General features: G+C 34.4%; 11 protein-coding genes. All 11 read left to right on the top strand.

Going from position 1 to position 12,036, the window contains the following annotated elements; all coding sequences use genetic code 11:
* Window positions 1-88 precede the first annotated feature (88 nt).
* The 11 genes from FUA26_RS14680 (at window position 89) to FUA26_RS14630 (ending at window position 12,000) form a co-directional block, all read left to right on the top strand.
* Window positions 89-1,132 (top strand): helix-turn-helix transcriptional regulator, encoded by a 1,044-nt coding sequence (locus FUA26_RS14680; protein WP_147137802.1) that lies wholly within the window; start codon window positions 89-91, stop codon window positions 1,130-1,132.
* Window positions 1,133-1,236: 104 nt separating this feature from the next.
* Window positions 1,237-2,214 carry a sugar phosphate isomerase/epimerase family protein gene (locus FUA26_RS14675; RefSeq protein ID WP_147137799.1) on the top strand — a complete coding sequence of 326 codons (978 nt, stop codon included), beginning with the start codon at window positions 1,237-1,239 and terminating at the stop codon, window positions 2,212-2,214.
* Between the two features lie 21 nt (window positions 2,215-2,235).
* Window positions 2,236-3,408, top strand: coding sequence for an MFS transporter (locus FUA26_RS14670; RefSeq protein ID WP_147137796.1), 1,173 nt, complete (start codon window positions 2,236-2,238; stop codon window positions 3,406-3,408).
* 8 nt (window positions 3,409-3,416) lie between these two features.
* Window positions 3,417-4,565: a Gfo/Idh/MocA family protein gene (locus tag FUA26_RS14665; RefSeq protein WP_186826926.1), complete on the top strand. Its 1,149-nt coding sequence runs from the start codon at window positions 3,417-3,419 to the stop codon at window positions 4,563-4,565.
* A 236-nt stretch (window positions 4,566-4,801) separates the two neighbouring features.
* Complete coding sequence (locus FUA26_RS14660; RefSeq protein WP_147137794.1) at window positions 4,802-5,854, top strand: sugar phosphate isomerase/epimerase family protein; 1,053 nt, start codon at window positions 4,802-4,804, stop codon at window positions 5,852-5,854.
* Window positions 5,855-5,859: 5 nt separating this feature from the next.
* Complete coding sequence (locus tag FUA26_RS14655; RefSeq protein WP_147137791.1) at window positions 5,860-6,597, top strand: 3-keto-disaccharide hydrolase; 738 nt, start codon at window positions 5,860-5,862, stop codon at window positions 6,595-6,597.
* A gap of 467 nt (window positions 6,598-7,064) precedes the next feature.
* A complete protein-coding gene (locus FUA26_RS14650) occupies window positions 7,065-7,655 on the top strand; it encodes a GNAT family N-acetyltransferase (protein WP_147137787.1) in 591 nt (196 codons plus the stop codon).
* A 44-nt stretch (window positions 7,656-7,699) separates the two neighbouring features.
* Window positions 7,700-8,875, top strand: coding sequence for an argininosuccinate synthase (locus FUA26_RS14645; RefSeq protein ID WP_147137784.1), 1,176 nt, complete (start codon window positions 7,700-7,702; stop codon window positions 8,873-8,875).
* Window positions 8,876-8,935: 60 nt separating this feature from the next.
* Window positions 8,936-9,919: an N-acetyl-gamma-glutamyl-phosphate reductase gene (gene argC, locus FUA26_RS14640; RefSeq protein WP_147137782.1), complete on the top strand. Its 984-nt coding sequence runs from the start codon at window positions 8,936-8,938 to the stop codon at window positions 9,917-9,919.
* Between the two features lie 90 nt (window positions 9,920-10,009).
* Complete coding sequence (proC, locus tag FUA26_RS14635; protein ID WP_147137779.1) at window positions 10,010-10,804, top strand: pyrroline-5-carboxylate reductase; 795 nt, start codon at window positions 10,010-10,012, stop codon at window positions 10,802-10,804.
* Between the two features lie 71 nt (window positions 10,805-10,875).
* The gene (locus FUA26_RS14630) at window positions 10,876-12,000 is read left to right on the top strand and encodes an aspartate aminotransferase family protein (RefSeq protein ID WP_147137776.1); all 1,125 of its coding nucleotides are present in this window, start codon (window positions 10,876-10,878) and stop codon (window positions 11,998-12,000) included.
* Window positions 12,001-12,036: the final 36 nt, after the last annotated feature.

The raw sequence follows: 12,036 nt of genomic DNA, 5'->3' as shown, positions 1-12,036 counted from the left end.
TTTGATAATATCCTACAAAATAGGGTTAATTTTTAATATAATTGGAAAAATACTTAATTTGCATCATTGTAATGTTTAAATTTTTTCAGTGAAAATAAATATACATCAAATAGAACCTTATGAGGCTGACGGCGTGGTGTATCATGCAGATACTTGCTTGCCTTTAATAGATGCCTACCACAGGAAAAAACTAAAATTTAAAGCTCTGGCAAGACATACATATCCTGGTGATAGGTTAGATGATAATACCTTAGGGCTTAATAGTATTGGTTATTGGGATGCTAATGAACCGCAAGATTGGGGTTTAGATTGGCACAGAAATGAAGGTATAGAATTTCATTTTTTAGAATCAGGTACCATGCCATATGCTCAAGAAAACAAGGAGGTGTTATTAACGCCTAATCATTTAACAATAACACGTCCTTGGGAGGCACATAAAGTTGGAAATCCGTATATAGGAATGGGGAAATTTTATTGGGTGATTATTGATTTAGGCGTGCGAAGACCACACCAAGAATGGGTTTGGCCAGATTGGATTACGCTAACTAATAAAGATTTAACCCGCTTAACAACTATTTTAAGGCATAACGAAAAGTCTATTTTAAAAACAGATCAACGATTCAGAGATTGTTTTAAACGCATAAACATGGCAGTTAATACTGATGAAAACGGAAGCAATGCGTCTAGAATTCGTTTGTTGGTAAATTATTTGCTTATTCTAATACTTGATTTGTTAGATACTGAAAAAATTGAATTAAATGAGGCGTTAACCGATAGCTCACGTAGTGTGCAATATTTTTTGAAGGAGTTGGATAAAAATTTATCTGAAAACTGGACTATTGAGCAAATGGCACAATCGGCAGGTGTTGGTTTAACTAGGTTTACACATCATTGTAAACAATTAACTAATTTAACGCCTATGCGTTATTTAACAATGCGAAGATTAGAAATGTCTAAAAAAATTCTGAAAGAAAATGAAAAATTAACTGTAAGTGAAGTGGCTTATATGTGCGGTTTCACAACTAGTCAGTATTTTTCAACAGTATTTAAAAAACATGAAAAATGTTCACCTAATGAGTTTAGGAAATTACAGTGCATAAACCAATCTTTGGTTGCTTATCCAGAATTATAAAATGTTTTTGTTTAAATTCTTTCACTGAATAAAAATAAACAGAGGTAATATTTTATTTGTATATTTTCACGTAATTACCAACCTAAACTAACTAAATATAAGGTATGAAACGACGTGATTTTATAAATAAAGCGGGGCAATCGGGTCTTGCTTTAGCGTTGCTTGGTGCTGCTTCATGTAAAGATACTTCAAAAAGTGAAGTTAAAACTATTGAAAGCAACAAAGCAGAAGATACTTCCCTTTTTTTTAAAATATCATTAGCACAATGGTCTTTGCACAGAGCCTTATTTGCAGGCGACATGGATAATTTAGATTTTGCAGCTAAATCTAGAAGCTTAGGTTGTGAAGGCTTAGAGTACGTAAATGGTTTCTTTAAAGATAAAGCCAAAAATATGGCGTATTTAAAAGAAATGAATACAAGGGCTAATGCCGAAGGTCAGCAAAACGTACTTATAATGATTGATAGAGAGGGTAATTTAGCAGTGCCTGATGATAAAAAGCGTTTGCAAGCCATTGAAAATCATTATAAATGGGTAGAAGCTGCGCATTTTTTAGGTTGTCATGCAATACGCGTAAATCTTGCTGGAGCTAATAATTTTGATGATGGTGTAGAGGTAGCTGTAGACTCACTTCAAAAATTATCAGAGTTTGCAAAAGGTTCCAATATTAATGTTTTAGTAGAAAATCATGGAGGATTATCTTCAAACGGAAATTGGATGTACCAAGTGTTTTCAAAAGTAAAAAATGATAATTGTGGAACGCTTCCAGATTTTGGTAACTTCTGTATAAACAAAGGTGAAAAAGATGCTAATGGTGTACGCCCATGTTTTGAAGATTACGATAGATATAAAGGTATGCAGCAATTATTGCCTTTTGCAAAAGCTGTAAGCGCTAAGTCTTATGATTTTGATGAGAACGGTAACGAAACCACTATAGATTACCATAGGGTAATGACAATGGTTAAAAATGTTGGGTATAATGGGTACGTTGGTGTTGAATATGAGGGATTGAAGTTTCCGGAGAATAAAGGCATTGAATTAACAAGAAATTTGCTAATTAAAGTTGGCAAACAATTATCATAATTACTAACTAACTAAATTTTTATGGAGAATATTAATAAAAACAGACTGTTTTTGGCAAGTTGTCTTGCTTTAATAACAACGGCAATGACATTTGCAATTCGCGCCAGATTAGAAACCGTTTTTGGGCCCGAAGGCGTAGGCTTAACTTTAGAGCAAATAGGCTATGCATTTACACCCGCTTTTTTTGGTTTTACAATAGCTATGATTATTGGCGGGCCGTTAGTAGATTTATTGGGCATAAAAAGAATAACGTGGATGGCATTTTTAACACATGCGGTAGGTATTGTTTTAACATTATTGGCAAGCTCAATGACATCATTATTTATAGCCACGTTATTTATAGGTATAGGTAATGGGTTTGTAGAGGCAGCATTAAACCCTATGGTGGCATCAATGTATACCAAAGAAAAAACTAAAATGTTAAACAGATTCCATGTTTGGTTTCCCGGTGGTATAGTAATTGGGGCGCTTTTGGGCTGGTTGGTAATGGATGTTTTAAACCTTAGCTGGCAAGTAATGGTTGGTACGTTGTTTATTCCGTTAATAGCCTATGGTGTTTTGTTTTTTGGACAAAACATGCCTGTTACAGAGCGTGTGCAATTAGGTATAAGTAACAAAAAGATGTTTTCAAGCGCACTTAAACCATTGTTTTTATTCATGGTGTTTTGTATGTTTTTAACAGCAGCATCAGAGTTGGGTACAACACAACGTATAGAATCACTTTTAAAAGAATCTGTATCAGCGCCATTATTAGTACTAGCTTTTATTAATGGTATTATGGCTTTAGGGCGTATGTTTGCGGGTCAGGTGGTACATAAATTAAAACCTTCGGGCATGCTATTATACTCTGCAATTTTTACATTTATAGGTTTGTGGATGTTAACTGTTTTAAGTGGAGGTATGACGTTTGTGGCTGCAGCAGTTTTTGCTGTTGGTGTTACTTTTTTCTGGCCAACAATGTTAGGTTTCGTAGCAGAATATTTGCCAGAAACAGGTGCTTTAGGCTTATCTATTATGGGTGGTGCAGGTATGTTTTCGGTATCAATAGTATTACCAATTATGGGTAATTTAATGGATAATGCAAGCGCCTCAGAGGCATTGCGTACCATGTCTATTTTACCAGCAATTTTAATTGTGGCCTTTTTAGGGTTAAATATTTATATGAAAAAACGAAATAAAACAGAAAACGCATAAAATAAAACATGTCAAGAAAATTAAGAATGGGAATGATTGGTGGCGGCACCGGATCGTTCATTGGTGATGTACACAGAAAAGCAGCGTCTATTGACGGGATGATAGATTTAGTTTGTGGTGCTTTTAGTAGTAGTGCAGAAAAATCAATAGCATCAGGTAAAGCACTGTATTTGCCAGAAAATAGATGCTACCGAAGTTATGAAGAAATGATTGCGAAAGAAAAACAACTTCCCGAAGATGTTAGAATGGATTTTGTGGCCATTGTAACACCAAATCATATGCACTTTCCTCCAGCAAAAATGGCTTTAGAAAATGGTTTTCATGTAGTGTGTGATAAACCAATGACTTTAACTTTAGATGAAGCTGTTGAACTAGAGAAAATAGTTGAAAAAAGCGGAAAATTGTTTGCGCTAACACATAATTATACAGGCAATTCTTTGGTGAAACAAGCTAAGGCTATGGTTGATAATGGCGATCTTGGTAAAATTAGAAAAATACAAGTACAGTATTTACAGGGTTGGCTAAGTACCGCGGTTGAAGCCACCGGCCAAAAACAAGCGGCGTGGAGGGTAGATCCTAAACGTTCAGGAATTGGTGGTGCTTTGGGTGATATTGGTACCCATGCTGAAAACTTAGTTGAATATATTACAGGTTTAAAAATTGAAGAATTAGCGGCCGATTTAGGAAGATTTGGTGAAGGACGTGTTTTAGATGATGATGGAAATGTGCTAATTAGAATGGAAAATGGCGCTAAAGGCACCATGTCTTTTTCGCAAATTGCTTTAGGCGAAGAAAATAATTTAGCTATTAAAGTGTATGGTGAAAAAGGTAGTTTAGAGTGGCACCAAGAAAACCCTAACCAGTTAATTACACATTGGTTAGATGAACCGGTTAAAATTTTTACGCCTAATGGTAATAATTTGTATCCTGAAGCATTGGCGGTTTCCAGAATTCCAGCTGGTCATCCGGAAGGATATTTAGAGGCTTTTGCAACTGTTTATAAAAACTTTGCTACGCATTTATTAGCAGTTTTAAATGGTGAAATTATTGAAAAACCAGATTACCCAACAGCAAAAGATGGGGTGCGTGGTATGCAATTTATTTACGCATCGGTTGAAAGTGATAAAAACAATGCTGCTTGGACTAAATTAAGTTAATTTAGAATAAATATTGGCAAGGTTTGCGTTAGGGATTGCAGCTGCATCCTTTTTTAAACGACGGTTTGAGTGCATTTGTGAAGCATGAGCAAATTTGTACAAAAAAACAAGTTTAAAAAAGATATGGCGAAACATTTATGTTCATGAATTCAAAAATATAGGTTAAATAATCATGAATAAAAGCCCGACCCTTGTGGTAACGCCAAAAAAACATAAACTAAACACAACAAAATATTATGAAAACAATTAAAGGACCTGCGGTATTTTTAGCTCAATTTGCAGGTAGTGAAGCACCATTTAACAGTTTGGATGGTATGTGTCAATGGGCTTCAAATTTAGGATATAAAGGTATACAAATACCTACGTGGGAAAGTAATTTAATAGATATTGAAACGGCTGCCGAAAGTGAAACTTATTGTGATGAGTTGAAAGGTAAAGTACAATCTTACGGATTGGAAATAACCGAACTTTCTACACATTTACAAGGGCAATTAGTAGCTGTAAATCCGGCTTACGATTCTATGTTTGATGGTTTTGCACCAGAGCACGTTAGAGGAAACCCTAAGGCTAGAACAGCGTGGGCTGTAGATTTTGTAAAAAAATGTGGAACTGTAAGTGGGCGTTTGGGGTTAAAGTCGCATGCATCATTTTCAGGTGCGCTAATGTGGCATACTGTGTATCCTTGGCCACAACGCCCTAACGGATTAGTTGAAATGGGTTTTAAAGAGTTAGCAAACCGTTGGTTGCCTATTTTAAATCATTTTGATGAACATGGGGTTGATGTGTGTTATGAAATTCATCCTGGAGAAGATTTACATGATGGTATTTCGTATGAGCGCTTTTTAGAAGCTACCGGAAATCATTCGCGTGCAAATTTATTGTATGACCCAAGTCATTTTGTGCTTCAGCAGTTAGATTATTTACAGTTTATAGATATTTATCATGAAAGAATACGAGCGTTTCATGTAAAAGATGCTGAATTTAACCCAACAGGAAGACAAGGCGTTTATGGTGGTTATGCTGATTGGAAAGATAGAGCGGGACGTTTTAGAAGCTTAGGAGATGGGCAAGTGGATTTTAGTGCTATATTTTCAAAATTAACTACTTATGGTTTAGATTTATGGGCGGTTATGGAATGGGAATGTTGTATAAAATCATCAGAACAAGGAGCTAGAGAAGGCGCACCTTTTATAAAAAAACATATTATTGAAGCAGCAACACGTAGTTTTGATGATTTTGCTGGAGGCGATATTGATGAAGCGTATTTAAAAAGTGTATTAGGTATTTAATAACAATGAAAAACATAATAACATTAAGTTTAGCACTTAGTATAAGTTGTTTAAGCTTTTCGCAACAAGACATAGATCCCAAGTTAACCGAAGTATGGCAACCCAAAGTGCCAAAAGTAGTGCCAGGTAATAATAATTTAGCTCCCAGTGATGCTATAGTGTTGTTTGATGGTACTAATTTTGATAGCTGGAACGGTAAAAACAATACAGTTAGTTGGACTTTAAATTCTGATGGTTCAATGACTGTGAAACCAACATCTGGAGGCATTACTACAAAGCAGAAATTTGGTAGTATACAGTTGCATATTGAGTGGAAATCGCCCATTGATATCATTGATAAAAAAGGACAAAAACGAGGTAATAGTGGTGTGTTTTTACAAGGCCGTTATGAAATACAGGTGTTAGATAATAATAACAATGAAACTTACTCTAATGGTCAAGTAGGCTCTGTTTACAAGCAGTCTATTCCGTTAGCAATGGCATCAGTTCCAACTGGTGAATGGAATATGTACGATATTATATATCATCAACCTGAATTTGATGTAAAAGGCAATGTAGTTAAAAAAGCTACGGTAACGGTATTACATAATGGTGTTTTAGTACAAGACCATTTTGAAATACAAGGGCCAACAGTTTACAGAGGAAAACCAAGTTATAAAGCACATGGTGAAGCACCAATTTTTCTTCAAGATCATGGTGATTTAGTGAGTTATAGAAATATTTGGGTTAGAAAGCTAGATTAAAACAGGTTGTTTTTTAACATAATAAATTGAAAGCGCGGTAATTACTGCGCTTTTTTTGTGTAAAAAAAGAATTTGATTGAATTTTTTAAGGTAAAATGGCTTAAAAAAAACATATTTAATAATTTTCATTAAAAACTAACATTGGTGTGTTTATTTAATAAAAATATATTTAGTTTTGTGCCTCAATATTAACGAAAGGGGCTCACGCCGACGATTTAGAGTTAATAATTAAGATAGTTTATTCAGTGAAAACAGGAAACAACATATCTCTTATCTCTTTTGTTCTAGTAAATACTACTAGAACTATTGTTGTGCGTTTTCCTCAAACTCGCCCCTAAGGGGCTATTCAGTTTAAGAAAGCATACGCTGCTTTCGTTTTTCGTTATTATTTTAGAGTAAAAAGTTAAAAGCCTAAAGCTTTTATTTCCACTAACATGCATTTTGCATAAGGTTTAATTAGTATTAAAATGGAAACCGTATTGGATATTGAAAAAAATACCATTGTAGAAAACGCCAAAGCCTACTGTGATGAACAAGGTTTAGAGGTGGTGTTTACTCATGAAATTGATCACACACAGCTGCAAATAATTTCTGAGCGCACCAAAAACCTTTCAGCTATGTATCATGCCAACGTTGGTATGTTGCTAGATCGTTTAAATAATGGGTGCTATCTTATTATTAAAGATGGCGAAATTTATGGGCATATTTTTGCGCATAAGCATGTTGTTGGTAAATTTTCGGTTTTTGAGCGTTCATCACTTTGGGTGCATGAGCAATACCGAAGTCATAATTTAGGCTTGTTACTAATGGATTTGTTAACAAAACATTTCAATAAAAATTTTCTTATTTCAATAGCTCAAGGTGCAACCGTACATCATAATAACGAGTTGTTAGGTATGAGGTATATTACCCTAAAAGATTTGTCGCCAGTACTAATTGAAGTTTTAGAAAAATTAGGAAAACTTAGAGATGAGGTAAAGTATAAATATTACGTTAATGCTTATTTCGAATCTAAAATTGGTCAGTTTAACAAAATTCTTAAAAGTAAATTACTCTAAGGTCATTAAGTTATTTAATAAAAACATCAAATAAAAATAAACACATGAAAAAACTAGTAATAGCCTACAGTGGTGGTTTAGATACATCGTATTGTGCCGTAAGTCTTTCAAAAGAATACGAAGTTCACGCAGTAAGTGTAAACACTGGTGGTTTTACAAAACAAGAGGTTAGTAAAATAGAACAGAACGCTTATAAAATGGGCGTTACAACCTATAAAAATATTGATGCTGTGGCTACATTTTACAATAAAGTAGTAAAGTATTTAATATTTGGTAATGTGTTAAAAAATAATACGTATCCGCTATCGGTAAGTGCAGAGCGTATTGTTCAGGCAATTGAAATTATTGAATATGCCAAAAGTATAAATGCTGAATATATTGCGCACGGTAGTACAGGTGCTGGAAACGACCAAGTGCGTTTTGATATGATTTTTCAAACCTTAGCTCCAGGTATAAAAATAATTACACCAATTAGAGATCAAAAACTATCAAGACAAGAAGAAATAGAGTATTTAAAAGCTAATGGTATTGATATGTCTTGGGAAAAAGCTCAATATTCGGTTAACAAAGGGCTTTGGGGAACTAGTGTTGGTGGCGCTGAAACCTTAACTTCAGAAAAACCTTTGCCAAGTGAAGCGTATCCGTCGCAATTACAAAAAGAAGGTGAAGAAAAAGTAACTTTAACATTTAAAAAAGGTGAATTTATAGCTTTAAATGGTGAAGCAAACGCGCCTGAAGTAAATATTGAAAAGTTAAATGATATGGCTTCGGCATACGCCATTGGTAGAGATATTCATGTGGGCGATACTATTGTTGGTATAAAAGGGCGTGTTGGTTTTGAAGCTGCAGCTGCTTTAATAACCGTAAAAGCACATCATTTACTAGAAAAGCACACGCTTACTAAATGGCAATTACAGCACAAAGAATATGTGTCTAGTTTCTATGGAATGCATTTACACGAAGGCCAATATTTAGATCCTGTAATGCGCGATATGGAAGCTTTTTTACAAAGTAGTCAAGATAAAGTTTCAGGCGATGTAACGGTAACATTAAAGCCTTACCATTTCACGTTAGATGGTATAAAATCTGAACACGATTTAATGAGTGCTAAATTTGGAAGTTATGGTGAGGAAAATAGAGCATGGACTGCCGATGACGCCAAAGGTTTCATAAAAATTATTGGTAACCAAAACAAGATTTATAAACAAGTAAACTCGTAAGTTTTGTTATGCTGAAGGTGTTTCGGCATCTCACTAATATAAGTTTAAAAACTTTTTAAAATGAAAAAAATACAAGTAGGCATTATAGGTGGTGCAGGTTATACAGCCGGCGAATTGATAAGATTATTGGTGAACCACCCAGAAGCCGAAATAGATTTTGTTTACAGTACCAGTAATGCTGGTAATCAAATTAGTAAAGTGCACCAAGATTTAGTAGGCAGTTTAAATCGTGTATTTACTGATACGGTTAACCCAAATGTAGATGTGTTATTTTTATGTTTAGGTCATGGTAACTCGGTTAAGTTTTTATCGGAAAATACGTTCTCAAAAGACACAAAAATTATTGACTTAGGAAACGATTTTAGATTAGAAGCCGATAATGTTTTTGAAGGTAAAACCTTTGTTTATGGTTTGCCTGAATTAAATAAAACAGCTATTGAATCGGCTAACTACATAGCAAATCCTGGATGTTTTGCTACAGCTATTCAGTTAGGTTTGTTACCACTTGCCAAAGCTAATTTGTTGCAAAATAATGTGCATATTAATGCTGTAACAGGCGCAACTGGTGCAGGAACATCATTGTCTGCAACTACGCATTACACGTGGCGTGATAATAACTTTTCGTATTACAAACCGTTTACGCATCAGCATTTAGGAGAAATTAATCAGTCTGTTAAACAACTGCAAGCTAGTTTTGCTTCCGAAATTAATTTTATGCCAAATAGAGGTAACTTTTCGCGAGGCATTTTTGCCACACTATACACAAAATTTGATGGCACTGTAGATGATGCTAAAAACCTTTATAATAATTTTTATGAAAGTGCAAAGTTTACTTTTGTTAGCAACGATTTTTTACATTTAAAACAAGTGGTTAACACAAATAAATGTTTACTGCATTTGCATAAACACGAAGGTAAATTACTTATTACAAGTATAATTGATAATTTACTTAAAGGTGCTTCGGGGCAAGCCATTCAAAACATGAATTTAATGTTTGGTTTAGAAGAAACTACTGGATTAGGACTAAAAGGGACTTATTTTTAACTGCGACTGTCATTGCGAGGAACGAAGCAATCTGTTTAAAAAGATTACTTCAGTCATTCTTCCTTCGTAATAACAACAAAAAAGAATAAAATGAAAATAGCAATTATAGGAACTGGAAATTTAGGAAGCTCTATAGCTAAGGGGTTAATAGGAAATAAATCATTTACCTCGTTGTATTTAAGTGATAAAAATACATCGGCTGTGGTGCAATTTACTGATGAAGAATATGTAACCATAACCAATTACAATAAAGAGGCGGTTATGAATTCAGACTTAATAATATTTGCATTACAACCAAGGCATATAGAAAGTGTGTTAAAAGAAGTAGCTTCTTTAATAACAAAAAAACACTTAGTAATGTCGGTTGCTGCGGGGTATTCTTTAGAAAAAATTGAAAGTATTATAGGTGAAGATAAACATATAATTCGTGTTATGCCTAATACAGCTATTTCTATAGGTAAATCTATGACGTGTTTATCTGCCAACAGTGTAGGAGAAGAGAAAATTGAATTAGCAAAAACCATATTTAATCAGTTAGGAACTACTATGGTAATTCCTGAAGAACAATTACAAGCAGCAACTGTTATTTGTGCTAGTGGTATTGCGTTTTGGATGCGCTTGGTGCGTGCTACTACGCAAGGTGCTATTCAGTTAGGTTTTGAGGCCGAAGAAGCACACCAACTAGCACTACAAACCTGTTACGGCGCAGCAAGTTTATTAAAAGAATCTGGTAAACACCCCGAGGCTGAAATTGATAGAGTAACTACACCAAGTGGTTGTACCATTGCAGGATTAAATGAAATGGAACACCAAGGTTTAAGTTCTGCTTTAATACAAGGCATTAACGCCTCTTTTGAAAAAATTAATCAAATAAAAAACGGTTAATATATATTTTGTAGGCAATATATAGTCTGCAAAAAACAAACAACTAGTAATACAAAAACAAGAACAAGAAAATGCCATTATTTGATGTGTATCCGCTATATAACGTAACACCTGTATCTGGAAAAGGCGCTTATGTTTATGATGATAACGGAACAGAATATTTAGATTTATACGGTGGTCATGCAGTAATTTCTATTGGTCATGCACACCCAAATTATACAAAAGCTATTACAGAACAGGTTAATAAACTTGGGTTTTATTCTAATGCTATTCAAAACCCTTTGCAGGTTGAATTAGCCAATAAAATTGAAATGTTATCTGGCTGCAAAGGTTACAACTTATTTTTATGTAATTCTGGTGCCGAAGCTAACGAGAATGCTTTAAAAGTGGCTTCGTTTAAAACAGGAAAAGAGCGTGTTGTGGCTTTTAAAAACGGATTTCACGGGCGTACATCGGCGGCGGTTGCAGCTACCGATAATAAAAATATTATTGCGCCAATTAATGCCCAACAAAAGGTAACTATTCTGGAGCTTAATGATATTTCAGGCGTAAAAGCGGAGCTTGAAAAAGGCGATGTTTGTGCTGTTATTATTGAGTTTATTCAAGGTGTTGGTGGTTTAGATCAAGCCACCGCCAATTTTTACCAACAAGTATTTGCTTTGTGTAAAGCCAATAACACCATGTTTATTGCCGATGAGGTACAATCGGGCTACGGGCGTTCGGGTAAATTCTTTGCATTTCAGCATTACAATGTTACTCCAGATATTATTTCTATAGCCAAAGGTATGGGTAACGGTTTTCCAATAGGAGGTATTTTACTTCATCCAGATATTGAGGCAAAATACGGCATGCTCGGTACAACTTTTGGCGGAAATCATTTAGCATGTGCTGCAGGTTTATCGGTTTTAAATACTATTGAAGACGAAGCCTTAATGGATAATGTAAATGAAGTTTCAGAATATTTTATTTCGGAAGCTAAAACCATTCCACAGATAAAGAATATAAAAGGTCGCGGATTAATGCTTGGTTTAGAATTTGATTTTGAAGTAGGTGAATTAAGAAAACAATTAATTTACAACCATCATATTTTTACGGGTGGCGCTTCAAATAAAAAATTACTCAGAATTTTACCGCCTTTAAATATTACAAAAGCTCAAATTGATGTCTTTTTTAAGGCTTTAAAACAGGTGCTTTAAAGTTTAACAAAACATTATAAATGCCTAATTGTCATT

The sequence above is a fragment of the Seonamhaeicola algicola genome (assembly GCF_007997385.1).
GTDB lineage: Bacteria > Bacteroidota > Bacteroidia > Flavobacteriales > Flavobacteriaceae > Seonamhaeicola > Seonamhaeicola algicola.
The sequence above is the reverse complement of the archived record's forward strand: the minus strand, read 5'-3'. Positions and strand labels throughout refer to the sequence as shown.